The sequence below is a fragment of the Acinetobacter higginsii genome, from assembly GCF_000369525.1.
Classification (GTDB): domain Bacteria; phylum Pseudomonadota; class Gammaproteobacteria; order Pseudomonadales; family Moraxellaceae; genus Acinetobacter; species Acinetobacter higginsii.
On sequence record NZ_KB850072.1, the window covers coordinates 953,647 to 978,218 of the forward strand.

The 24,572-nt window shown below is 40.6% G+C and carries 20 protein-coding genes; 10 read left to right on the forward strand and 10 right to left on the reverse strand.

Going from position 1 to position 24,572, the window contains the following annotated elements; translation table 11 throughout:
- Positions 1–231: 231 nt before the first annotated feature.
- Genes F902_RS10475 through F902_RS10490 form a run of 4 tightly spaced genes read left to right on the forward strand, consistent with a single transcriptional unit; the run spans position 232 to position 3,962 of the window.
- Positions 232–741, forward strand: a complete 510-nt coding sequence (locus F902_RS10475) for a low molecular weight protein-tyrosine-phosphatase (RefSeq protein WP_005203265.1) — start codon at positions 232–234, stop codon at positions 739–741.
- 13 nt (positions 742–754) lie between these two features.
- A complete protein-coding gene (gene murB / locus F902_RS10480) occupies positions 755–1,789 on the forward strand; it encodes a UDP-N-acetylmuramate dehydrogenase (RefSeq protein ID WP_005203267.1) in 1,035 nt (344 codons plus the stop codon).
- 8 nt (positions 1,790–1,797) lie between these two features.
- Positions 1,798–2,934 (forward strand): YdcF family protein, encoded by a 1,137-nt coding sequence (locus F902_RS10485; protein WP_005203269.1) that lies wholly within the window; start codon positions 1,798–1,800, stop codon positions 2,932–2,934.
- Positions 2,934–3,962, forward strand: coding sequence for an alpha/beta hydrolase (locus tag F902_RS10490; RefSeq protein WP_005203270.1), 1,029 nt, complete (start codon positions 2,934–2,936; stop codon positions 3,960–3,962). Before F902_RS10485 ends, F902_RS10490 begins: the two co-directional genes overlap by 1 nt.
- A gap of 30 nt (positions 3,963–3,992) precedes the next feature.
- Here F902_RS10490 and F902_RS10495 read toward each other — a convergent pair whose 3' ends face one another.
- Positions 3,993–5,663, reverse strand: coding sequence for an FMN-binding glutamate synthase family protein (locus F902_RS10495; RefSeq protein WP_005203271.1), 1,671 nt, complete (start codon positions 5,661–5,663; stop codon positions 3,993–3,995).
- Positions 5,664–5,934: 271 nt separating this feature from the next.
- Here F902_RS10495 and F902_RS10500 point away from each other — a divergent pair, with 271 nt between their 5' ends.
- Positions 5,935–6,684: an IclR family transcriptional regulator gene (locus F902_RS10500; protein WP_005203272.1), complete on the forward strand. Its 750-nt coding sequence runs from the start codon at positions 5,935–5,937 to the stop codon at positions 6,682–6,684.
- Between the two features lie 43 nt (positions 6,685–6,727).
- Here F902_RS10500 and F902_RS10505 read toward each other — a convergent pair whose 3' ends face one another.
- The 4 genes from F902_RS10505 to F902_RS22795 form a co-directional block, all read right to left on the reverse strand.
- Positions 6,728–8,224, reverse strand: coding sequence for a CoA-acylating methylmalonate-semialdehyde dehydrogenase (locus F902_RS10505; RefSeq protein WP_005203273.1), 1,497 nt, complete (start codon positions 8,222–8,224; stop codon positions 6,728–6,730).
- 36 nt (positions 8,225–8,260) lie between these two features.
- A complete protein-coding gene (locus tag F902_RS10510; RefSeq protein WP_005203274.1) occupies positions 8,261–9,424 on the reverse strand; it encodes an iron-containing alcohol dehydrogenase in 1,164 nt (387 codons plus the stop codon).
- Positions 9,425–9,461: 37 nt separating this feature from the next.
- Positions 9,462–10,853 carry a GntP family permease gene (locus F902_RS10515; RefSeq protein WP_005203275.1) on the reverse strand — a complete coding sequence of 464 codons (1,392 nt, stop codon included), beginning with the start codon at positions 10,851–10,853 and terminating at the stop codon, positions 9,462–9,464.
- Positions 10,854–11,295: 442 nt separating this feature from the next.
- Positions 11,296–11,529, reverse strand: a complete 234-nt coding sequence (locus tag F902_RS22795; RefSeq protein ID WP_004653215.1) for a hypothetical protein — start codon at positions 11,527–11,529, stop codon at positions 11,296–11,298.
- A 468-nt stretch (positions 11,530–11,997) separates the two neighbouring features.
- Between F902_RS22795 and hppD the strand changes: the two genes are divergently transcribed.
- Complete coding sequence (gene hppD, locus F902_RS10525) at positions 11,998–13,053, forward strand: 4-hydroxyphenylpyruvate dioxygenase (protein WP_004807569.1); 1,056 nt, start codon at positions 11,998–12,000, stop codon at positions 13,051–13,053.
- 68 nt (positions 13,054–13,121) lie between these two features.
- Here hppD and F902_RS10530 read toward each other — a convergent pair whose 3' ends face one another.
- From F902_RS10530 to fahA, 4 genes are all read right to left on the reverse strand, one after another.
- Positions 13,122–13,901 carry an IclR family transcriptional regulator gene (locus F902_RS10530; protein ID WP_005203276.1) on the reverse strand — a complete coding sequence of 260 codons (780 nt, stop codon included), beginning with the start codon at positions 13,899–13,901 and terminating at the stop codon, positions 13,122–13,124.
- Between the two features lie 282 nt (positions 13,902–14,183).
- Positions 14,184–14,732, reverse strand: a complete 549-nt coding sequence (locus tag F902_RS10535; RefSeq protein ID WP_004653219.1) for a VOC family protein — start codon at positions 14,730–14,732, stop codon at positions 14,184–14,186.
- A 19-nt stretch (positions 14,733–14,751) separates the two neighbouring features.
- Positions 14,752–15,384 (reverse strand): maleylacetoacetate isomerase, encoded by a 633-nt coding sequence (gene maiA, locus F902_RS10540; RefSeq protein WP_005203277.1) that lies wholly within the window; start codon positions 15,382–15,384, stop codon positions 14,752–14,754.
- On the reverse strand, positions 15,371–16,675 hold the full coding sequence (gene fahA / locus F902_RS10545; protein WP_005203278.1) for a fumarylacetoacetase: 1,305 nt from the start codon (positions 16,673–16,675) through the stop codon (positions 15,371–15,373). The genes maiA and fahA overlap by 14 nt, the downstream gene beginning before the upstream one ends.
- A gap of 356 nt (positions 16,676–17,031) precedes the next feature.
- On the opposite strand from fahA, the gene F902_RS10550 reads away from it, so the two are divergent.
- Together F902_RS10550 and F902_RS10555 are read left to right on the forward strand one after the other, a co-directional pair.
- The gene (locus tag F902_RS10550; RefSeq protein ID WP_005203279.1) at positions 17,032–18,420 is read left to right on the forward strand and encodes an amino acid permease; all 1,389 of its coding nucleotides are present in this window, start codon (positions 17,032–17,034) and stop codon (positions 18,418–18,420) included.
- Positions 18,421–18,714: 294 nt separating this feature from the next.
- Positions 18,715–19,650, forward strand: coding sequence for a LysR substrate-binding domain-containing protein (locus F902_RS10555; protein WP_005203280.1), 936 nt, complete (start codon positions 18,715–18,717; stop codon positions 19,648–19,650).
- Positions 19,651–19,746: 96 nt separating this feature from the next.
- On the opposite strand, the gene F902_RS10560 is transcribed toward F902_RS10555, so the two are convergent.
- Positions 19,747–21,411 (reverse strand): BCCT family transporter, encoded by a 1,665-nt coding sequence (locus F902_RS10560; protein ID WP_005203281.1) that lies wholly within the window; start codon positions 21,409–21,411, stop codon positions 19,747–19,749.
- Positions 21,412–21,934: 523 nt separating this feature from the next.
- Between F902_RS10560 and F902_RS10565 the strand changes: the two genes are divergently transcribed.
- Both F902_RS10565 and F902_RS10570 read left to right on the forward strand, forming a co-directional pair.
- A complete protein-coding gene (locus tag F902_RS10565; RefSeq protein WP_005203283.1) occupies positions 21,935–23,125 on the forward strand; it encodes an aromatic ring-hydroxylating oxygenase subunit alpha in 1,191 nt (396 codons plus the stop codon).
- Position 23,126: 1 nt separating this feature from the next.
- Entirely contained in the window at positions 23,127–24,557 is a 1,431-nt protein-coding gene (locus F902_RS10570) for an aldehyde dehydrogenase family protein (RefSeq protein WP_005203284.1), read from the forward strand.
- The last annotated feature ends 15 nt before the right edge of the window (positions 24,558–24,572 follow it).

The window sequence follows — 24,572 nt, forward strand, 5'->3', positions numbered from 1 at the left end:
GTTGTGAGTGGTACACATTGTTAATTCCAAAAAAGTACATATTCATACAGAATATTCAAAAGAGACAAACACTATTTCCTTTCAAATCAAAGCAATTTTTGACAAAATAGCTGATGTCAGAAAGGTCAATTCAGGCATAATGACATTTAATCGTTTTGCGTTTATTTTGCAGGAATTTTGCATGCAATATTTTAATCTCCTTATAAAACATAATGTTGGAATATTTTTCTGATGGCTACACAATATAAGGTGTTATGTGTCTGTTTAGGGAATATTTGTCGATCTCCAACTGCGGAGGCGATTCTCAGACATTATTGTGATGTGCATGGCCTAAATGTCACGGTCGACTCTGCTGGGACCAGTAATTACCATCCGAACAAAGCACCAGATCTACGTAGTCAAAAACATGCTGCAAAACGTGGTTATGATTTATCTGCTTTACGGGCTAGACAGATTGTTTTAGCAGACTTTGTTGAATTTGATTTGATTTTAGCAATGGACCATGAAAACTTCGATGATATTCAAACACTCATGTCTCAAGCTGTGCAACAGTTTGGTAGACATCAGATTCGCGCCAAGTTGGCATTGATGAGTAAACATGATCCTCAATTTAGTCAACAAGCTGTACCAGATCCTTATTATGGTGGTGCAGATGGATTTGATCGAGTACTTGATCAGTGTGAATCCAGCAGCCAAGCATGGATCGATATTTTTAAAAAGCAAATGAAAGCAGGGCAATAGGATTTAATTTAATATGCAGCTACAAGCGCAGGTTCAGCTTAAAAACTTAAATACATTAAATTTGAATGCGATTGCTTCACATTATGTACAAATCAATCATCCAGATGACGTCCTTGCGGCATTAGAATTTGCGGAGCAGCAGCATTTAAACGTTTTGGTACTTTCGGGTGGCAGTAATGTTTTATTGCCACAGCAAGTACAAGCCTTGGTGATGCATTTAAATATTCAGGGAATTGAAGTTCTTTCTGAAGATGAAAATACTATTACGGTTAAGGTGGGTGCTGGGCAAGTCTGGCATGACTTTGTTTTATATAGCACGCAACAGCAATGGTTTGGATTGCAAAATCTTGCTTTGATACCGGGGTTAGTCGGTGCTTCACCTGTCCAGAATATTGGTGCCTATGGCGTTGAAGCGGGTGAGTTTATTGAATCGGTACAAGTTTATGATCGTGAACTAAAACAGTTTGATTCGATCTCTGCGCAAGATTGCCATTTTGCTTATCGCCATAGTATTTTCAAAGATCACCCCAATCGTTACATCATTGTCAGTGTGACTTTTAAACTATTGAAACAAGCTGAACTTAAACTGAATTATGGTGATCTGAAGCAAGCAGTAGGCGATGAACTGACCGCAGAAAACTTACAGAATCAGGTGATACACATTCGCCAAAGTAAATTGCCAGACCCGAAAGAATTTCCAAATGTTGGAAGCTTTTTTAAGAATCCAATTTTGGCACAAGTTGAATTTGATAAAATTACTCAACAATTTCCAAACATTCCGCATTATCCGCAGGCAAATAGCAGTGTTAAAGTGGCTGCAGGCTGGTTAATTGATCAAGCAGGTTGGAAGGGTAAGCAATTAGGCTCAGTTGGGATGTTTCATAAACAAGCTTTGGTTTTGGTGAATTATGCTGAGGCGACTCTAGCTGATGTACAAAGCACTTATCAGGCTGTACAAAGTGATGTAAAACAAAAGTTTAGTATTCTATTGGAACCTGAACCTGTGTTATACAGTGAACAAGGTTTGATTCAAGCGCATAGTGGGTGAAGAAATCTATGGCGAAAGTACATTGGATGGTCAGTTTAGTACGGGTAATTACTATATTATTCGTGCTATTAGGCTGTTTTGTACTTTTTTTATATTCACCTTTTTACTCACAGTTTGTTGTAAAAGGTTTGAATCGTTTTGTCCCTGTAGATGTCAATGAAGTGGCGGCACAAAGTCAACGACCAGCAGCCTTAAGTGAACATGAAACGCTTGAGCCAGGTTCGAATTTATGGATTGCTCGTCAGGCTTATTTGAAGCTTATGGAAAAAACCTTTCAATCTGAAAAATCAGAGGATTTAAGGTTAATTCAAGCGCGTTATAAATTGCTGCAAGAATTGATTGCTGAAGAGCAAGAAAAAGAAAACCAAGATGAGAAAAAGCAACCGAATATTCCATTAATGAGTGAACAGCAGCCTGATCAGGATCAGGAGAGTTCTGCAGTTGTGATCAATACGCCATTGGACTTTTTGCAATGGAATACACCTGATAATCAGGCACTCATGGGGAAGTATATTGCCTTTTTAGAAACTTATCCGATCGCATTGCCTGTGAGCGAGGATGACAAAGATCAGACCAATAAGGATTTGATTGAACTCAAAAAAAACAAAGATAGTGCGGCCGAGCAACAAAGTATTTCGCAGCCGAATGCAATTGTCGTATTGGGTGGCGGGTTGACGCTTGGGGCAAATGGTAAAGATATTGTTGTGAATAATTACACTCGCTTGCGCTTGGAAAAAACATTACAAGTCGAGAAGAAATATGCATTACCAATTGTACTGAGTGGTGTTGAAGCACCTTATATGCAAGCATGGTTAAAAGAACGTGGTGTTGAAGCGAAGCTACTTGAGAATCGCAGTATGAATACTTGTGAAAACTCGCGATTCAGTTCTTTATTGCTGCAAAAGAAAGGCGGTGCACCAACAGTGATCCTCATTACTGATGAATACCACATGCCGCGTACTCGTCGTTTGTTTGCCTTGAATGGAATTGAAACGATTCCTGTGGTTGCTCCGATGCCAACAAAGTTAACCGAATGGCGTCCAAGTGAACAAAACTATGATCATAGCCGTCGTGCCAACTACGAAATGTTGGCAACAATACGTGATATGTTATTTGGCTCAAGTGATTGTCGAGAGATACCATAATGTCTGATCTTCCATTTTTAAATCCGACAATTTTAAAGCAATTAGATTTACCTGTACCCAATCGAGAGACAACACCACAGGTGCTTGAACCTTTGGATTTATCTGGTATTACTGAAATTTCGAAACCATTACAAGCCTATCGTAAATTATATGGCTTACATTTATTGGACTGTGAACATTGGCAGGGCTATGTAGAAATGCCATTGTTCCGCGTACATGTCCAAGTATTTCAACCCAAACAACAAAAAATCCAAGGTACCGTGTGTTTGCTACATGGTTATTTGGAACATAGTGGTATTTACCAACCGATTATTAAAGAGATTCTAGATCAGGGCTTTAGCATCGTCACTTACGATCTACCTGGACATGGTTTAAGCAATGGCTCACCAGCCAGTATTCAGAATTTTGATCATTATCAGCAAGTGTTACATGCAGTTTATGATGCCGTGCGTGGTGCGAAACAATTACCAAAGCCATGGTTAGGGATTGGGCAAAGTACAGGTGGTGCAATTTGGATGCATCACTTACTTGAATATGCAGAGCGCAGAGAAGATCCTATTGTTGACCGTGTATTGCTGTTGTCTCCATTGATCCGACCTGCAAAAACGGCTTGGTGGCATAACTCAGTTGGTCTAGGCATTATTCGTCGGATCAAAAGCCAAGTGCCACGACATTTCCGTCGTAATAACCATAATCCAGAGTTTCTACGTTTTGTTCGTTTAAAAGATCCCTTGCAACCTCGAATGATGGGCATGGACTGGATTTTGGCGATGTCAAAATGGATGCTGGAAATGGAACAGCGACCAGCATGTCGTATTCCTGTCTGGCTCGCACAAGGTGCTTTAGATCAAACCGTAGATTGGCGTTATAACATTGAGTATATTCGCCGTAAGTTTAGATTGCAGACTTTATTGATGTTGGAAGAAGGTTCGCATCAATTAATTAATGAACGTGCTGATATTCGTGCTGCGCTGACAGGCTTAATTCCTGCTTTCTTACATGCAAAACCAAATCACCACTATTACTAGTGGTGATTTTTATTTGCTTAAGCGTTTATATTAAAACTGATTGGCATCCGCCATTTTCCACATACGATAGTAGAAATTCTCGTCATCATTTAAATCGCTATGCAGTAATTCATTTTCTTTTAAGAAGAAGTGGATCTGTGCATAGTTTTTGATTTCACGATCATTCATACGCTGTGCCAAATGATGCGCTTTAATGTCGGATGGATGATGTAAACCTGCAGCTGCAATCATTTCAGATAAGGCGTGTAGCGTGTTTTTATGGAAGTTAAATACACGTTCAGCTTTACTTGGAACATCGATGGCTTTTTGGCGATCTTTATCCTGCGTTGCAACGCCAACAGGACATTGATTGGTATGACAACTTTGGGCTTGGATACAACCTACCGCAAACATAAAGCCACGCGCAGAATTAACCCAGTCTGCACCTAAGGCAAAGGTGCTGGCAATATCAAAGGCACTGATCATTTTGCCACTGGCACCAATTTTGACTTGGCTACGAAGTCCTGCACCCACCAGTGTATTGTGCACAAAGCGCAAACCTTCTCTAAGCGGCGTACCAATATAGTCACTAAATTCGATTGGTGCTGCGCCAGTTCCGCCTTCTGAACCATCAACCACCACAAAGTCAGGCACAATTTTGGTTTCGAGCATGGCTTTGACAATGCTCATAAATTGCCATGGTTGGCCAATACATAATTTAAAGCCAACAGGTTTACCGCCTGAAAGCTCTCTGAGTTTTTGGATGAAATGCATCATTTCAATTGGGGTGTTAAAACTTGGGTGCTTAGAAGGGGAAACACAGTCATGATCTCTGGAAATACCACGAATACGGGCAATTTCTTCAGTGATTTTATGCTTGGGTAAAATACCGCCGTGACCTGGTTTCGCGCCTTGTGAGAGCTTGACCTCAATCATTTTAATATTCGGATTTTTGGCTTGCTGTGCAAACTTGTCTGGATCAAATAAGCCTTCAGCTGTACGGCAACCAAAATAACCACTAGCAATTTGCCAGACAATATCGCCACCATGCTCTAAATGGTATGGGCTTAGACTACCTTCACCTGTATCGTGGTAGAAGTTGCCTAAATGCGCGCCTTTATTAAGAGCTCGGATTGCGTTGGCGCTCAAACTACCAAAGCTCATCGCAGAGATATTCATGATCGATGCACTATAAGGCTGGCTACATTGCGCATTACCAATCAGCACACGGAAAGATTCTGGGTTTGCAGGTGGGCAAGGGGCAATTGAATGCACAATAAAGCGATAGTTTGGATCATAGACATCTATAATTGAACCGAACGGTTTATCTGCATTTTCATTTTTTGCACGTTGATAAACAAGGCTGCGTTGCATGCGTGAAAAAGGCAGGGCGTCTTGATCTGATTCTATGAAATATTGACGAATTTCAGGGCGAACATCTTCAAACAGAAAACGAAAATGACCCAAAATTGGATAGTTTCTTAAGATGGCATGTTTCTTTTGCAATAGATCGCGTAAACCAACAATGCTGAGTAATCCAGTGACTAACCAAAGACCGTTTAAAAGCGTATCGGATATAAAATAATAAATGGTATGTGGGGTATAGGTAAATTTAAACCAAGTAATGGTTAAAGCAGTAAAAATACAAAGAAACCAAACAGAATGTCTTGAAAAGAAAGTGTTAAGTAATTTATGTCTTATAGCTTGCGCTGGACTAGCCATCGGCAGGAGATTCCCATAATGAAGCAACTGACAAACGATGCCAAGAAGCACACATAAGCTCAAGTAATGAATTGTTAGATATGAGAATTATTCTCTTATAAGCCAGCTTATTTGATTCTTTATTGGAAAGTAACTTTCCTGTTTATAGCGGAAGAATGACTTGAATCCATGTTCCTAACACGATTACTATCTTGAATATTGGTAACTTTCATAAATATAGATGTGCTGTATTCGAAAAGAAATTGGCGATATGCAGGTTTTGGGACTTAAAATGAATAAAAAAGGTTCATCAATTACTCGGGTTTTAGACATTATTGAGGCAATTTCAACTGCAAAACATCCACCATCACCTTTAGACCTTTCAGTAGAGTTGGATATCCCAAAGCCAAGTATCCATCGTTTATTGCAAACTTTAGAACAAGAAAAGTTTGTGAAGACGGATATGTATGGTGGTTATATTTTAGGTGATCGCACCTATAAGCTGCTGATGAATGCTTGGGAGCAGGAACCTCGAAAGATGGAACGCTTGGCAATCCTGCAAAAACTATCTGATCAGATTAATGAAACCTGTGGTATCGCAATACTCAGTGATAATCAAATGCTTTACACCGACAGGGTTCAGGCGAATTGGCCGCTACAGGTGTATTTACCCGTTGGTGCGACAGTACCTCTGTGGTGTACATCGAGTGGAAAACTGTTTTTAAGTTTTCAGCCTGTGAATCGCAGGAAAAATATATTAGAACATCTCCCGATTGTACAACTCACCAAAAATACCATTACCGATCCAGTATTACTTGAAGAAAATCTGGAGCAAATTTTTTTGAATAAACTTGGAACGGATAATGAAGAGTTTATTTCGGGGATGGTGGCTTGTTCAGTCCCGATTCAAAGAGCTGGTACCATTGTGGCCTGTCTTTATGTACATGCACCCACAATAAGAAAGTCTCTTGAAGATCTAGTGGCGTATGAGCCTTTATTACGTCAGGCAGCAAGTGATTTAAATAAATTGATTGATGTTTAAAAAGAGTGAGCTGAATGCTCACTCTTTTTAGTGAGTAAATAAATTAGTTGAGTGTCGGCATTGAAAATTGAGCACCTTCACGAACATTGGTACTTGGCCAGCGTTGAGTAATGGTTTTACGACGCGTATAGAAACGAGCACCATCTGGTCCGTAGGCATGTAAATCACCAAACAGCGAACGCTTCCAACCGCCAAAACTATGATAAGCCACAGGCACTGGAAGTGGGATATTAATGCCGACCATTCCCACTTTAATATTATCGCTAAAATAGCGTGCGGCTTCTCCATCACGGGTATAAATACAGGTGCCGTTTCCATATTCATGATTGTCGATCAGGTCCATTGCCTCCTGCATGGTTTTTACACGGATGACTTGCAGTACGGGACCAAAGATCTCTTCTTTATAGCTGGTCATATTTGGTGTTACTTGATCAATTAGCGTTGCACCAACATAAAAACCATTTTCATAGCCTTCAGGCGCTGCATTTCGACCATCGACAATCACGCTGGCGCCTTGTTGTTCTGCACTATCAATATAGTTGACTACTTTGGCTTTATGTTGCGCCGTAATCACTGGACCAAAATCATTGTCTTTATTGGAATATGGACCATATTTGAGTAAATCGATTTCTTTGGATAATTTTGCAATCATTTGATCGGCAATGTCATCACCTACCGCGACTGCGACTGAAAGTGCCATGCAGCGTTCGCCAGATGAACCAAATGCTGCACCTAATAAAGAGCTGACTACATTATCTAAATCTGCATCGGGCATGACAATGGCATGGTTTTTTGCGCCCCCCAGTGCCTGACAGCGTTTACCTGCCGCAGTCGCGGTTTTATAGATATATTCTGCAATCGGTGTAGAACCGACAAAACTAACCGCTTGAACACGCGGATCATGTAGTAGGGTATCGACTGCTTCTTTATCTCCATTCACAACATTTAATACACCATCAGGAAGCCCTGCTTCTTTAAGCAGTTGAGCGATAAATAAAGTGGAGGATGGATCACGCTCGGAAGGTTTAAGCACGAAAGTATTTCCACACACAATGGCCATTGGGAACATCCACAATGGAACCATAACTGGAAAGTTAAATGGGGTAATCCCTGCAACAACCCCTAAAGGTTGAAACTCGCTCCATGAGTCGATTGCAGGTCCGACATTCTTACTAAATTCACCTTTTAAAAATTCGGGGGCACTACAAGCATACTCAACATTTTCGATGCCACGTTGTAATTCTCCTGTGGCATCATGTCCAATTTTGCCATGCTCTTCACCAATCAGTTGGCAGATTTTTTCAGCATTGTTTTCCAGCAATTCCTTAAATTTAAACATGACGCGAGCCCGTTTGATCACTGGGGTATTGCGCCACTCTGGGAAAGCCGCTTCTGCCGCTGCAATCGCTTCCTCCACGGTTGCTTTGCTGGCAAGTGCGACTTCTTTTGTTTGTATGCCTAATGAAGGGTTATAGACGGCTTGCGTACGTGTATGTGCTGTATTGATTGCACCCTGAATAAAATGTCCAATGAGTTCCATGTGAATTTATCCTCTGTTATAAAAAATGAAAGATTTTTATGCTGACCAAAGTTGTTGATACAAGCTGACCATTTGCTCAAGCGTCGGCACGATAGGGTTATTGGATGGTGAACCCGAGGCCAGTGCTTGCTCAGCCATGGTCTGAACGACCTCATCAAAATATGGTTTGTCGACCCCGAACTCAGCTAATGTGGGGACTTTCAAATCTTGATTAATCGCGATTAAGGTTTTGATGAGCTTTTGATTGGAGACCTCAATCGGATCATCTGCATGTGCACAACCTATTGCCTTGGCACAATCGGCATAGCGTTCTGGTGCTGCCTGAATAGAAAACTCTGTGATAAGAGGAAGCAGCATTGCATTAGATAAGCCATGCGGAACATGAAAGAAAGCACCAATGGGTCGGCTCATACCATGCACCAGTGCAACAGAGGCGTTTGAAAAAGCGATACCTGCCAAAGTAGAGCCAAGCATCATTTTTTCACGTGCTCGTTCATTGTTGGGTTGGTGATAAACGATCTGTAAATTTGGACCAATCAGTTTCATCGCTGCAAGCGCTTGTGCATCGCTATATGGGCTGGCTTTCTTGCTGACATAAGCTTCGATGGCATGGGTAAGTGCATCAATACCTGTATCTGCGGTGGTACGTGGAGGCAGAGATAGGGTGAGTTCGTAGTCGATAATCGCCGCGATTGGTAGAAAACCGAGCCCAGCACACAGCATTTTCTCACTGGTTTTATCATTGGTAATAATGGTAAAACGCGTGCATTCGGAGCCTGTTCCTGCGGTGGTTGGAATGGCAATGATGGGCAGACCTAGCTCATTGACTTGTCTAGGGAATTTATAATCAGAGATGTCACCGCCGTGTTTGCTTAAAATACTAATCGCTTTGGCACTATCGATTGGGCTGCCACCACCAATCGCAATAATCGCATCATACTGCTGTGCCTGAATATATTTCACACCTGCTTCTATGGAGCTAGAGGTCGGCTCTGGAATGGTTTCATCAAAATAGTCACTGTCTATATGTGCTGCTTTTAACAGGTCTTGAATTTTCTTGATATACCCAAGTGAAACCATCATTTTATCGGTAATAATCAGTGGCTTGCTTGCGCCTAAGCTTTCTAGAATCATTGGAAGCTTAGCTCTCGCATTTTTTCCAATTTCCATAATCCTTGGAAGGTGTGTTGAAAATGACATTTTTAATTCTCCGTATTAAAGTCAAAATTGATTGTTTTTAAAATGAACCGAATATTGTTCCCAATGTGATCACGCCACTTAGCGCAATCAATGGAATGATGACGGCGACAATGAACATGTCGTAATAAGATTGTTTATGGGTTAAACCACACAGGGTAATGATGGTAATCACAGCACCATTGTGAGGAAGTGAATCCAGTGCACCGGAAGCCATAGAGGCAACTCGATGCATCAGTTCCAATGAAATGCCATGTTGGAAGGCCAAATCCTTATAGGTTTCTCCCATTGTATTCAGCGCAATACTCAAACCACCCGAAGCAGAACCCGTGATACCTGCTAATACATTGATCACGATTGCTTCTGAAATGAGTGGGTTGTTGGGAGCAATGCCGACAAGAAAGTCTCGTAAAATAATAAAGCCTGTCAAAGACGCAATCACTGAGCCATAACCGACTTCTGAGGCGGTATTAAAAATAGGTAAAAAAGATGAGGAAACACCTTGTTGAATTGAGTTTTTGATATCAACAATAGACTTCCAGTTGAGAACAATGATACTTAAACAAGCCAAAACCAAGGCGCATATGATTGCCCATAATCCAATCACTGAATTAAGTGAGGTATTCCCAAATTGATCCGTTGCTAAATAGGCGGTATCCAGTGAAGGTAAGATCAGTTTAGTGAGGACTAAGTTGCTCACAATCACTATGAAAATTGGAATAAACGCGACCATAAGACTTGGTTTTGCACTCGTTGGATTTTGTTCAAGATGACTTTCGAGATGGTTGCCATATCCTTCGAGACTTAAATCCGCTTTTTTAACTCGCCGATTGAGCCACCACATGCCTGTGATCAAGATAAAGATAGATGCTAAAACACCTAAACCAGGTGCAGCATAGAGATCAGTATCAAAAAAAGGCATTGGAATTGCATTCTGAATTGCGGGTGTGCCTGGTAATGCGGTCATGGTAAAGGTGAGTGCACCTAGCATAATCGCTGCGGGGATCAGGCGTTTAGGAATGCCGAGTTCTTTAAATAATGCCGAAGCAATCGGAAAAACTGCAAAACCGACAACAAAAAGTGAAACGCCTCCATAGGTTAAAATTGCACAAGACAGCACGATCGAAAGCATCGCTCTATGATGACCAAGCTTTTCAACAAAGAAATTGGCAATGGTTTGTGCAGAGCCAGAATCTTCCATTAATTTTCCAAATACCGCACCTAGTAAAAATAGAGGGAAGTATTTGATGATATAACCGCCTAAACCTGTCATAAACACTTGGGAATAAAACCCAAGTAGTTGGTCGCTGAGACCGCTCCATGCGACAGCAAATAATGCCAGTAAGGGCGCAAGTACGATTACGCTAAATCCTTTATATGCTAAATACATCAACAATATTAAGGACAAGACTATTCCAATTAGTCCTACCATTTTATACACCTGTTTTTGTAGTTTTGTATAATGATACGAAACGTATCATTATTAATGTATATAATTTAATCTAACTGAAGTCAAGCGTCGAAATTAGTCTGAAGTAATTGGAAGGTTGGTCGGTTCTATAAAAATAACTTTCGGGAGATGATGAATAGCAAACTTAGAAAAAGATTAAAATGAACGGATCATGTTTCTTTGGTGAATTTTAGACTGCATGCGGTTTTTTTCTGAAAAAAGACATTAAAAACAAAGTCCGATAAGCAAATTTTTAAGGAACCGTGTTTTAAAACTAAGAGTAAAAGAGAGTGATCAAGACCTTCGTGCTGATATGATCTAATTCAATATTTATTATTCACCCCACAACTTTTAATTGTTGTTTTGGTGGGGTGTTATGCTTTATGAAAGAATGTAGGAAAAGGTATTTCTCAAGGCAAAAAAATTACTCTAGCTCAAGCTGATAGTCATCTTTGGTGACTTTTATTTTAATCTTTTTATACTTTCTTTTATTCGGGTTCAAAGCCGAGTCAGTGACCTCAGTGGCAAAACTCGAATTTCCCATCAAGTCATAATAGGCCTTATAACCAATTAAGATCTTTTGTGGTCTACCACTATGCTCATGACTATAGCTTTCAATGAGTTGAGTTAACTGTTCTAAAATCGAAGTTTGCGTCATGTCTATCTCATTCGCCTACGTAGCTCATAGGTTTAAGCTAATCGAACTTTGTTAAGGAAATAAGACAGGCAGTCTACTCACAATACATTTATTCCTATCAGCTTGAGACCATAGTCTGATTTAGAGATATCGCCAATTATTCTTTAATAGCGACCTTTATTGGCAGAGCCAAATAGTAATAAAATTACACATAACATAATTCAATTATGTATTGCATAAATTTAGACTTTCTTGTAGCATGAATTTATAGCTGAGAGCCAAGATCAAGAATCATGATTTCTTCATTTGGCTGACTTATGGACGGAAAGGGCTTTAACACGGATGCTTTTACATACTTATAAAAACACCGGTCGCCTTTTCTGATAACGCATGTATAGGTTGATGCTTTTAGATAGCGATTAAGCAATTGAAGAATAAGACCTATACAGAGCATTAAACGGATGAATTTATCTAAATAAGGGAAACTAGATGGACATTTTAGATAACCCATTAGAACTATGTGGTTTTGCTTTTATTGAATTTGTTTCGACGGAAAACGGATTAGATCAGATCTTTGAGACCATCGGTTTTTCTAAAGTCGCAAAGCATAAGTCTAAAAAAGTTTATTTATGGCGTCAGGGTAATATCAACATTATCTTGAACTACCAGCCTGAATCTTATGCTTCATTCTTCTTTAAAGAACATGGTCCTTCAGCCTGTGCAATGGGTTTTAGAACCCGTGATGCAGCCAAAGCATTTAGCAAAGCCGTGGAGCTTGGTGCAGAGCCGATGTATTCACAAGCTGGGCCAATGGAATTAAATATCCCTGCGATCAAAGGGATTGGTGGCATGCCAATTTTCCTTGTGGATCGTGATATTTATGAAAATGACTTTATTTTCTTTGATGATGCGGACAGAAATCCAAAAGGTGCAGGCCTGAACGAAATCGACCATTTAACCCATAACGTCTATAAAGGACGTATGGAGTATTGGGCGAACTTCTACGAAAAAATCTTTAACTTCCAAGAAATCCGCTACTTTGACATCAAAGGTGAATATACAGGTTTAACCTCTAAAGCCTTGACTGCGCCAGATGGCATGATTCGTATTCCACTGAATGAAGATTCAGACAAGGGCAACGGTCAAATTGCAGAGTTCTTGGCAGATTTCAATGGTGAAGGTATTCAGCATATCGCGTTTATTACCGATGACCTGCTTTCAACATGGGACAAGCTAAAAGGGATCGGCATGCAGTTTATGACCGCACCACCTGAAACCTACTATGAAATGTTGAAAGAGCGTTTACCTAATCATGGCGAGCCAACGGAAGAACTGCAAAAACGCGGTATCTTGTTAGATGGCAATACCAAAGATGGTCAGAAAAAACTGTTGTTGCAGATTTTCTCGCAAAACATGCTTGGGCCTGTGTTCTTTGAATTTATTCAACGTAAAGATGATGATGGCTTTGGTGAAGGCAACTTCAAGGCATTGTTTGAATCCATCGAACGTGACCAGATCCGCCGTGGTGTACTAGAAGCAAAATAATTCAGCTCAAAGCTTGAAACAAAAAAGCCAAGAAGTTTGCTTCTTGGCTTTTTTATATGGATGAAAAATTAACGGGTTTGAATATATTGATTGATTGCTGCAACTTCACGTTTAAACAGTTCTAAGTTCTCGCTGCCTTCATGAACCGAGAAAAACATTTCACTGTCCAATGCCACAATACAAAACTCCATTGAATGATGTGCATTAAAGATCGGTAGACCCACTGCATTAATCCCGACCAAAAGATCACCCTGAGCAATCGACATGCCATGTTGCAGAACATTTTCTTTTAATACTAAGAACTCATCCCAATCGGTCGGTTTAATTGGGTAATGGTTATGCGCCGCTTTTTCCCATTCCGTTTGCATGAGTGGCTTAATCACGGCTTCAGGCATATAAGAAGCGAACACACGACCCGCTGCTGAATTGACCAATGGCATGATCGAACCAACCTTGGTCACGATTGAAATAGGATGGTTAGATTCAATCGATTGCACCACTAAAGGCCCTTTAGGCGACCATTTACTGATTTGAATACCACAGCCAATCTTGTTTTGTAATTCATAAATCAGGTGCTGAACCAGCTGTAATACATCGGTATGCTGGATACAGTTCAAGCCTAAACGCCATGCTTGATCGCCTAAGGCATACTGACCATCGGTGAGCTGCTTGGCGTAATTCATGCGAATCAGACTGACCAGATAACGGTGTACCTTGGCAGGGTGCATATCCAGTTTGCTGGATAGGTCTTTTAATATAATGGGTTTGTTATGCTCTAAAAGGGCATTCAGTACGGCTAAGCCGACCTCAAGTGATTGAACCCCACCAGATAACTTTTCTTCAATCATTCAATAACCCTTAAGCTGCGTGCTTTCACGCCGTGTTTGTTGCTGTCAATCATGGACAATTTACATCCAGCACATAATGCCTGAGCAGTTGGCAAAATAGAAATCATCTTTTTAAATGAATCAAATCGGTGAATTGCATAAGCATACAATTGTTTTTAGAGAGATTGCACGCTATTTTGCTGAGCCTACTATGCCTTAAAAACATACAAAATGCTTTAAATTTAGACCATAAAAAAGGCATTAACATTTTACAATGCTAATGCCAAATTCATGGAACTGGATTTATGCACCGAGTTCATCTTCGTGTAAGAAATGAGTATGGTGTGGTGCACGTTTGGTACGACTCCACTCATCCAGCATTTCTAATTTCATTTCTTCGGTAATGCGTGCAATCTTGGCATCGGCATGGACGTCATTATAGGTCAGTTCCAGACGATGACCATTTGGATCGAAGAAGTAAATCGAATGGAAGATACCATGGTTGGTCACCCCTAATACCTTCACGTCATTGGCTTCGAGATGTGCTTTTGCTGCCATCAGTGCATCTAAATCTTCCACTTCAAAAGCAATATGTTGTACCCATTGTGGTGTGTTTTCATCACGGCCCATATCTGGTTGAGTCGGTAGTTCAAAAAATGCCAATACATTGCCTTGGCCTGCATCTAAAAACAAATGCATGTACGGATCAAAGGCTTTGGTGGATGGCACATGGTCTTCTGCAAAGGCCAGAATGAAATCCATATGCAGCATTTTTTTGTACCATTCGACGGTTTCTTTCGCATCTTTACAGCGATAAGCCACATGGTGAATTTTTTTAATTGCAAAGCTCATGATAAAACTCCTTTTATCTCTATTCCCAATCTGGTTGTTGTTCTGGGGTCGCATTCAAGAATGCAGGAAGGGTTAAGCAATGTTGGTAGATCGACTCAATCTTGGGAAAAGCACTTAAATCAATTTTAAAGCGCTTGGCGTTGTAGACTTGAGGAATCAAACAGCAGTCGGCAAAAGTCGGCTGTGAGCCAAAACAGAATTGCCCATTGGAATGCTGTAATTGCATTTCTAAGCTGTGAAAGCCTTCTAAAATCCAATGTCGGTACCACTGTGTTTTTTGCTCATTACTGATCGCAAGATCGTTTTGCAGGTACTTCAACACTCTCAGGTTATTGATCGGATGAATATCACAGGCAATGCTTTGTGCAAAGGCACGGACTTTGGCACGTTCAATCAGATCTTTGGGTAACAGCGCTTTGGCTGGATAACGTTCTTCCAGATATTCCAAAATGCTGAGCGACTGAGTAAAGGCCTGATCTTGGTCAAGTAGTGTCGGCACCAACTGACTTGGATTGAGGGCACGATAACTTGCCAGTTGCTGCTCATTTTTAACAAGATGCACTGCTTCAGTTTCATAGGGCAATGCTTTCAGGTTAAGCGCGATACGTACCCGATAAGCCGCAGAGCTACGAAAGTAACTATACAGTTTCATAACGCTCGTCCTTTTGTTGATTAAAACGAAAGTGACGTGCTGGTAAAATGGTATTGGCAACTTCGCCAAAGCCTACGCGAATTCCATCTTTTTCACAGTAGCCTTTCATCACGACACGGTCACCATCTTCCAAGAAGCCACGCTTTTCGCCGTTGGAAAGGTTGAGCGGTTTGGTGGTATTCCAAGTCAGTTCCAGTAAGCTGCCATAAGAATCTTCAGTTGGGCCTGAAATTGTGCCTGAACCCATTAAATCGCCGACTTGTACATTACAGCCTGCAATGGTGTGGTGAGTCAGTTGCTGTGACATTGACCAATACATATATTTAAAGTTGGTTTGGCAAATCACATCGGCTTGTTTTGATTGAGGTGTTTGCACTTCAACACTAAGGTGAATGTCATAGCTATTTGCGGTGTTTTCTTGTAAATAGCCCAATGGTTGTGGCTGTTGCTCTGGACCTTTGACTTTAAATGGCTCAAGCGCTTCCATGGTCACCACCCAAGGTGAGATGGCACTGGCAAAGGTTTTGGCATTGAAAGGGCCTAAAGGGACATATTCCCATTGTTGAATATCACGTGCTGACCAATCATTCAGCAACACCATGCCGAAGATATGTTCCCATGCGTTTTCAATTGCAATCGGCTCACCCAATTCAGTTGCTTTACCCACGATAAAAGCGGTTTCTAATTCAAAGTCGAGTTTACGTGTCGCCGAGAACACTGGGCGTTCTTCATTTGGTAATTTGATTTGGCCTGAAGGGCGCACAATGTCTTTACCACTAACAATCACAGAACTGGCACGACCGTTATAGCCGACAGGCAGTTCGCTCCAGTTCGGCAATAACGCATTTTTAGGATCTCTAAACATGGTGCCGACATTGGTGGCATGTTCTTTTGATGAATAGAAGTCGGTATAGCCAGGAACATGAATCGGTAAATGTAAAACCACATCTTCTTGTTTAAACAACACTTGCTGACGTAAATCTGCATCATCACGTAAGGTTGGATTTTCCGCAGACAATAAGCTTTGTAAAGTGCTGCGAACCGTATGCCAATTTTGTTTGCCTGTTTCGATGAATTTATTCAGTGTCGGCTGATTAAAGCAGTTTGCTGTCGTGAGCTGTAATAAGCCTTTTTGCTCTAATGCGGCAAGGTCAAGCACCCATTCACCAATTGCAACGCCAACGCGCTTTTCAGCTTGTGCGGTCTCGCTAAAAATACCGTATGGCAAATTATGTATTGTGAAATCTGATTGGGCATCAATCTCAAGAAAAGAAGTTAAATGATGGGCCATGATTCGCTTTCCTTGTCTTTAATTCTGTTGGTCTAATCTAGTTTGTTAGGGAGTATTTTGATTAAGTAATTGAAAGATAAATTGATATTTAAGTTTTTATCTGCCAATTCTAGTTTGCTTAGAGCAAAAATCCCTGCGTCTTAATTTCTATCATACTGAAAATAATTAATTACGCAATACATAATTTAATTACATTATTCATAATATTTGTTATTTATTGAATTTTCTGTTTATATGCGCGGTTATTCGAAAAGTGAATTAATTATTTTTCGAGTTAGATATAGGCATTTGTGATTAACTTATGATATACGTAATTTTAGACAGAAAAATTACGCGACACGGATGAGAATAATCATATGTCAAAACAGGAGCAAGGAAACCTGAACCCAGGTTTAAGCAATCGGCATATTCAGCTTATTGCGCTAGGTGGTGCGATTGGCACAGGTTTGTTTCTAGGTATCTCACAATCGATTAAGCTGGCGGGCCCATCGGTCATTCTGGGTTATGCGATTGCAGGGCTTATTGCATTTTTAATGATGCGACAGCTAGGTGAAATGGTGGTACAAGAGCCAGTCAGTGGTTCATTTAGTCATTTTGCGTACAAATACTGGGGTTCTTTCGCAGGCTTTATGTCTGGCTGGAACTACTGGGTACTCAATGTGCTGGTCTGTATGGCTGAGCTCACAGCGATTGGGTTATACATTCAATATTGGTGGCCTGAAATCCCGACATGGGTTTCGGCATTGGCCTTTTTTATCTTAATTAACGGTATCAACCTTTTGCATGTCAAATTTTTTGGTGAAATGGAGTTTTGGTTCTCTATCATCAAAATTTTAGCAATCTTGGCCATGATTGGTTTTGGTTCGTATTTACTTGCAACAGGAACAGCAGGGCCACAGGCTGGTATCAGTAACCTTTGGGCATTGGGTGGATTCTTTCCATTTGGTGTAGAAGGTCTAGTGATGGCCATGGCGGTGATCATCTTTGCTTTTGGTGGCATCGAGTTATTTGGTATTACTGCGGCAGAAGCACGTGATCCTGATAAAACTTTGCCGAAAGCAGTGAATCAAATTATCTATCGTATTTTGATTTTCTATATTGCAACGCTTTTCATCTTATTCGCACTGTTCCCTTGGAACCAAATGGCGCAAGGTGGTAGCCCATTCGTGATGGTCTTTGCATCATTGGATAGCCAAGGTGTGGCAACAATGTTGAACTTTGTGATCTTAACTGCGGCTGTATCTGTTTATAACGGAACCAGCTATTGCAGTAGCCGTATGTTATTGGGCTTGGCTCAACAAGGTAATGCACCTAAGTTCCTTAAGAAAATCAATAAACGTGGTATTCCGACCAATGCTGTTTATGTATCTGCATTTGTCACTGTACTGTGTGTGTTGTTGAACTATGCATTTCCTGAGAAAGCATTTGGTTTGTTAATGATGCTGGTGGTTGCAGCGATTGTGATTAACTGGGTGGTGATTTCATGGACGCATTTAAAGTTCCGTAAGGCCATGCAAGCACAAGGGCTAACCACCAAATTCCCAAGTATTGCTTATCCATTCAGTAATTATCTATGCATTATTTTTATGCTTAGTATTCTTGTGGTGATGTCAATGACTGCAGATATGCGGATCGCGGTCATGATGATTCCCGCATGGATTCTGTGTTTGATGCTGGCGTATTATGTAAAGCAACGTAAGTTGAGAAATGCTCAGCCGAGTGTGGCGTTGAATACGGATGCGTAAGTTGTAAATTGATTGTTAAAAAGGGCTGAAAATTCAGCCCTTTTTGTTTTTATGTTGGGAAAATTATTTTGAATGAGAAAAACTCATGCATCTATTTGTTTTTCTCACTTTTTATCGATTGTGATTTATGAGACTTTATCGAAATTAAAAAAATGAAATAATTTATGACTTAGATAATAAGTTAATTGAGTGACATCACAAGGAAGTCCGTTTGAACCTTTAACCACCTTTACTTGAACAAGCTGGTTAACACAGGTGTTCGACATCGACATAGAGGACAAATAAGGAGCGTCCATGAGAATTAAACCATTGCCACCCATGAACAGTTTGATTGTATTTGAGGCAGCAGCACGCCATCTGAGTTTTACGCAGGCTGCGAATGAACTGAATGTGACTCAAGGTGCAATAAGTCGTCAGATTAGGCAACTCGAAGAATATCTAGGGAAGGAGTTATTTGTCCGTGCCAATCGCAATCTTGTTTTAACGCCCACAGGCTTACAATATTATCAAACGATATACAGTGCTTTACAGGATGTGTCTCAGGCAACAGCCGAAATTAAAAAATGGCAGGGTGAGCATCAGGTGACTGTTGTTACAACCAATGCTATGGCAGCCTTGTGGTTATTACCCAAAGTTGCGAGTTTTCAACAAAATGAAGGTATTGATTTAAGAATATTAACCACTGAGAATATTCTTGACCTGCATAAAATGGATTGTGACCTAGCTTTATTTTATTGCAAAGTACCACCAATCGAGATGAAAGTTACGCCTTTATTCCCTGAAGAAGTTTTTCCTGTTTGTAGTCCTGCTTATCTTGCTCAATTTCAGGATAAAAGCCCTGAAAATATCTTTGGAAAGAGTTTATTGTCTTTGGATGAATCGCAAAAGGATTGGGTAAATTGGGCTGAATGGTTTGCTTTGGTGGGATATCCGATGTTCAAGCCCAAAAGCAGAGTCAATATTAATAATTACCCATTACTCATTCAGGCTGCTGTTAATGGGCAGGGTGTAGCTTTGGCATGGGGTTCTCTAGTCGATGATTATTTAGAAAGTGGGGCATTGGTTCGTCCTGTTGAAACCGTATTACGCACCCAAGCGAATTTCTGTATGTTAGAACCTACTGATCGAGGGGTTATTCCTTCTACAGTCAAACAGTTCCGTCATTGGCTTTTAGAGCAGTTGCCAGGGCAAGTTGGGCAGAAAGGTTTGAATGAGCTGTTAATGGACTAGCAATATATTTAAGCGAAAACAGCTTTTCCAGCTTATGCTATAAAAAAGAGAACCGCTTAAAAAGGGTTCTCTTTTTTATATGTAGATTCCAGAAAGTTAAATTTTGGTTTCACTTGCTGGATGCTTTGGCACAACACCAATATTAGCAATATCTTCCTGTTTAAATGCCTTCATTAAGGCAAACATTGAAATGGTGAGGAAAACGATAATTGGAAAGCCAAACAGAATAACAGCGGCTTGAATTGTTTTTAGGCCACCAGCATAGAGTAAACCTAAACTAATTGCGGTAACGAATAGACACCAAATGATTCGAATACGAATAGGTGTATCCTTTTCGGAACGCGTATCTAGAAAACACAGTACATGGGTACCCGCATCTTGTGAAGTAACGAGATAGGTAATCAGTAACAAACAGGTCGCCATACTGAGGATTGATCCGAATAATCCACTATCTATGGCATTAAATAATTCAAATACAGCCAGCGTATTATCTTGTTGAGTTGCTTTTACAATGGGTCCACCCTTAAATTCAACAGCAGCAGGTGTGACTGTTGATGTTTGAGATGCAATCGTATCCGCAGATGGCACGATTTGATTTTCAATCAATGCGGTTTGTTGTTCAAAACTTTTACGGGCATCTTGTTCAATTTTGAGGGCTGAACCACCAAATACTGCAAACCAAAAGAAAGTCACTAAAGTTGGAACAATTAGCACACCTGAAATGAGTTGGCGAATGGTACGTCCTTTAGAAATTTTGGCAATAAACATCCCTACAAACGGCGCCCATGTCGGCCACCATAACCAGTAGAACGCGGTCCACCAATTTTGCCATTCTGAATCTTTTTGGGCATCACTCCATAAACTCATCCCAATAAAGTGCGATGTATAGTTACCGATGCCTTCGATATATGAATTGGTGATATAGCGTGCAGGGCCGATAAACATCAGAATCAAAATGAGTAGGATGGATAAGATAATATTAACTTCTGAAAGACGGCGCATACCTGTGCCAATACCACGCACAACCGAGAAGGTTGCAATACTCGACAATGAAATCATGAGAATAAATTGAACAGTAACGCTGACTTCTATATCAAAAACTTTATGCAAGCCCGCATTAATCTGTAATACACCAATGGCGAGCGTTTGAGAAATGCCGAAGGTTGTAATAATAATCACAAGTATGTCAACGATATGCCCGATTGGACCATAAATACGATCACCAATGATGGGATGCAAAACTGAACGTAATGAAAAGGGCAAGCCTTTGCGAAATGAAAAGTAGGCAATGGCTAAAGCGGCTAAACAATAAATGGACCAGGCGTGTAAACCCCAATGAAAATAGGAAATTTGCATTGCCATGCTGGCTGCTTCATCGGTTAAGCCTTTGGTGAATGGGTTGCTTGCATAATGGTTCATCGGTTCTGCGACACCCCAGAACACCAAACCAACCCCCATAGCACAAGAAAATAGCATGGAGATCCATGCAAAATAGCTATATTCAGGTTTATCTGTATCTTTCCCGATTTTAAGTAAGCCGTATCTGCTACACATCACATACAGCAGGAAAAAGCACATTGCCGATACAGAAGACAAAATAAACCACTTCATATTGTGTAATAAAACACTGGATAGATCGGCGAATATTTTTCCCGCGGAATCTGCGAAAACAGCACAAAATATAACGAATGCAACTACAAATACTTTTGAAATTATTGAAACGACTGAATGAGAATCAGTGGCCCCTGTTGTTGTACGCATAACTCCTCCTTGGATGCGTTGCAAATAGCTAAAAACTATTAGCTATCAGATGCGAATAATACAGAGTAGTAATGAGGAGGAAGAACACTCAACTGATTTATTCTCATTCATCCGTGAGTTTTAATCATGGGAGATGATTAGCGCTCTTGCATAAGTCTTTTTTGGGCTGTAGTGAATTCGCAACGAAAGGCCCTTTTCCTTTTAAAAGGATGAGCATCGTTACGCGCAAGTGGGAGAGAATTTATATGAAGAATCCCCCTCATCCTAATAAGGAACTCTCAGCAACAATTTTTATTAATGATGGATCATTCTTCGATTTTTCAAAGAACTCTATTTTTTAATATTTAATTTGGTCATAAAAAATAAATCTGAAGAGCATGATTAAAACTCATAGATACCAAGCTAAAAAGTCGTTTGTGGGACAACCCGATATTTAACACAATCTCGAAAGAAATAGCAGAGTGTGCAAATCATCTCAGCGCAGGGAGTTCTGCATTCGTTTAAATATAAGGGAGATCATCAGATGAATAGTCGAGTTAGCCAACAATTAATTACGGTTCAGCAAGTTGATAATGTTTTAAATCCAATTACTGAATCAAATGGCATGCCAAATTTGGCTTATACCAGCAATGAATATTTTAATTTTGAACGTGACAATATTTTAAGTAAAACATGGGTGTGTGTGGGTTTTGCTTCAGATTTACCTAAAAATAGTTATGTAAAGCCAGTGAGTTTTATGGGTATGCCATTGGTCATGATGCGTAACCGTGATGGCTTAGTTCAAGTATTTCATAATGTATGCAGCCATCGTGGCATGCAACTGGTACATGATGAAGGTACGATTGAAGGGGTTATTCGTTGTCCATACCATTCATGGAGCTATGACCTGAATGGTAATTTGAAAGGTACTCCGCATGTCGGTGGAATTGGCCAGCATAAAGATGAACGGTTTAAGTGTGAAAAACATAGTTTAAAAGCACTTCGCTCAGCAATTTGGATGGATATGGTATTCGTCAATATTTCTGGCGATGCCGCAACATTTGAATCGCATATTGCACCTTTGGTGGAGCGTTGGAAACCTTTCTTAGGTGAAAATGGTTTAGAGCTCATCCGCAGTAGCAATGTGGGGTCACATTTTGAACTTCCAGTAAAAAGCAATTGGAAGCTTACCGTTGAAAATTATTGTGAAGCCTATCATTTGCCTTGGGTACATCCAGCACTAAATACTTACTCCAAACTTGAAGATCATTACAACATTATGTTCGAAGATCGCTTTGCAGGTCAGGGTAGTTATAAATACAACCTCTCAGCGACAGCAGGCACCCATTTACCAAAATTCCCAAGTTGGCCTGATGATCAATTACGCCATGCAGAATATGTTGCTGTATTTCCAAACGTATTGTTAGGTATTCAAGCTGATCATGCATTTGCCATGATGATTGATCCAATTGCGCCAGAACAGACCATAGAAAGGCTTCGCCTATATTACGTCAGCGATGAGTCTCTAAATGCCAAATATGATGCATGCCGTGAAGCAACATTAGAATCATGGAAGGTCGTTTTTGCTGAAGATGTTTTTGCTGTCGAAAATATGCAGAAAGGTCGTCATTCACCAGGTTTTGGTGGAGGTGTTTTTTCTCCTGAAATGGATTTGCCAACACACTTTTTCCAGAAGTGGTTAGCGACTCAGGCTAAAGCTGCGTTGGAGGCATAACATGCAACATTACCTGAACTATGTGAATGGTCAGTGGCGAGATGCTGCACACCAATTTGAGGTGATCAACCCTGCTACAGCTCATGTTTTTGCAACCGTAGCACGTGCAAGTATCGAAGACGCAGATGCAGCAATGGCTGCGGCTAGAGGTTGTGTAAACAGTGGTGCACTCATTGATGTACGTCCTGCACAACGTACAACTTGGATGTTAAAAGCAGCAGCAGCCATTCGTGAAATTGCAGAAGAGGGCGCTCTCATTCTTTGTCGTGAAAACGGTAAAAATATTGATACGGCACGTGAAGAATTCGATGAAGCTGCTCGCTATTTCGAATACTACGCAGGTATGGCAGATAAAATTGAAGGAATCTCAGTCCCTTTAGGTAAAGATTATATTGATTTCACTTCGTATATTCCAATGGGTGTATCGGTTCAGATCGTACCTTGGAACTTTCCTGTTTCGATCTGTGCACGTTCACTTGCACCAGCTTTAGCAGCTGGCAATGCGGTGGTGATTAAGTCACCTGAAGTTTCGCCGTTAGGAATGGTTTTACTCATCAAAGCCATTGAGCAAGCTGGTTTTCCACAAGGTGCAGTGAACTTACTGTGTGGTAAAGGGTCAGAAGTTGGCACCCATCTGGTTAAACATCAAGAGACTAATCAGATTGTATTCACAGGTTCCGTTGTAACAGGCCAACGCATTTTGAAAGATGCGGCTGAACGTGCAACACCTTCTGTAATGGAGTTAGGTGGTAAGTCAGCGGCTATCGCTTTTTCAGATGTTGATCTAGAGCAGTTACTACGTAGCGTTAAAGTCGGAATTTTTTATAACTCTGGGCAAGTCTGCTCAGCAATGTCACGGTTATTAGTACAGCGTAGTCGCTATGAAGAAGTTAAGGCAGCCGTTATTCATCTGGCAGAAAACCTAACAATAGGCATTGGTGAAAGTAATGCGGAACTTACACCAGTTGTTTCTAAAGATCAGCAGCAACAGATTCTTAGCATGATTGATAAGGCTCGTGAAGAAGGTGCAAAAATCTTAACGGGTGGTCAAGCTGCAGATCTAGACGGCTATTTTGTCTTACCTACGATTATTGAAGCAAAAGCAGATATGTCGATTGCTCAGGAAGAAGTGTTTGGTCCTGTAATGGTGATCATGCCTTTTGATGATGAAGACCAAGCCGTTGCGATTGCTAATGGCACGGACTTCGGTCTTGTCGCTGGTGTGTTTGGTGAAAATCTAAATCAAACACTCCGAGTTGCAAATCGTCTTATTGCAGGTCAGGTCTTTATTAATGAATGGTTTGCAGGTGGTATTGAAACACCGTTTGGTGGCGTGGGCTTATCAGGTTTTGGTCGTGAAAAAGGGCAGGAAGCCATCTACAGTTATGTTCAGACTCGTAACATCGGTATTCGTTTGAAACATAGCGTGTAATGTTTAAGAAAATAA

What these genes read in the sequence shown, in the direction of transcription:
- F902_RS10475 (WP_005203265.1), top strand. Translation starts at nt 232, where the DNA reads ATGGCTACACAATATAAGGTGTTATGTGTCTGTTTAGGGAATATTTGT.
- murB (WP_005203267.1), top strand. Translation starts at nt 755, where the DNA reads ATGCAGCTACAAGCGCAGGTTCAGCTTAAAAACTTAAATACATTAAAT.
- F902_RS10485 (WP_005203269.1), top strand. Translation starts at nt 1,798, where the DNA reads ATGGCGAAAGTACATTGGATGGTCAGTTTAGTACGGGTAATTACTATA.
- F902_RS10490 (WP_005203270.1), top strand. Translation starts at nt 2,934, where the DNA reads ATGTCTGATCTTCCATTTTTAAATCCGACAATTTTAAAGCAATTAGAT.
- F902_RS10495 (WP_005203271.1), bottom strand. Translation starts at nt 5,663, where the DNA reads ATGGCTAGTCCAGCGCAAGCTATAAGACATAAATTACTTAACACTTTC.
- F902_RS10500 (WP_005203272.1), top strand. Translation starts at nt 5,935, where the DNA reads ATGAATAAAAAAGGTTCATCAATTACTCGGGTTTTAGACATTATTGAG.
- F902_RS10505 (WP_005203273.1), bottom strand. Translation starts at nt 8,224, where the DNA reads ATGGAACTCATTGGACATTTTATTCAGGGTGCAATCAATACAGCACAT.
- F902_RS10510 (WP_005203274.1), bottom strand. Translation starts at nt 9,424, where the DNA reads ATGTCATTTTCAACACACCTTCCAAGGATTATGGAAATTGGAAAAAAT.
- F902_RS10515 (WP_005203275.1), bottom strand. Translation starts at nt 10,853, where the DNA reads ATGGTAGGACTAATTGGAATAGTCTTGTCCTTAATATTGTTGATGTAT.
- F902_RS22795 (WP_004653215.1), bottom strand. Translation starts at nt 11,529, where the DNA reads ATGACGCAAACTTCGATTTTAGAACAGTTAACTCAACTCATTGAAAGC.
- hppD (WP_004807569.1), top strand. Translation starts at nt 11,998, where the DNA reads ATGGACATTTTAGATAACCCATTAGAACTATGTGGTTTTGCTTTTATT.
- F902_RS10530 (WP_005203276.1), bottom strand. Translation starts at nt 13,901, where the DNA reads ATGATTGAAGAAAAGTTATCTGGTGGGGTTCAATCACTTGAGGTCGGC.
- F902_RS10535 (WP_004653219.1), bottom strand. Translation starts at nt 14,732, where the DNA reads ATGAGCTTTGCAATTAAAAAAATTCACCATGTGGCTTATCGCTGTAAA.
- maiA (WP_005203277.1), bottom strand. Translation starts at nt 15,384, where the DNA reads ATGAAACTGTATAGTTACTTTCGTAGCTCTGCGGCTTATCGGGTACGT.
- fahA (WP_005203278.1), bottom strand. Translation starts at nt 16,675, where the DNA reads ATGGCCCATCATTTAACTTCTTTTCTTGAGATTGATGCCCAATCAGAT.
- F902_RS10550 (WP_005203279.1), top strand. Translation starts at nt 17,032, where the DNA reads ATGTCAAAACAGGAGCAAGGAAACCTGAACCCAGGTTTAAGCAATCGG.
- F902_RS10555 (WP_005203280.1), top strand. Translation starts at nt 18,715, where the DNA reads ATGAGAATTAAACCATTGCCACCCATGAACAGTTTGATTGTATTTGAG.
- F902_RS10560 (WP_005203281.1), bottom strand. Translation starts at nt 21,411, where the DNA reads ATGCGTACAACAACAGGGGCCACTGATTCTCATTCAGTCGTTTCAATA.
- F902_RS10565 (WP_005203283.1), top strand. Translation starts at nt 21,935, where the DNA reads ATGAATAGTCGAGTTAGCCAACAATTAATTACGGTTCAGCAAGTTGAT.
- F902_RS10570 (WP_005203284.1), top strand. Translation starts at nt 23,127, where the DNA reads ATGCAACATTACCTGAACTATGTGAATGGTCAGTGGCGAGATGCTGCA.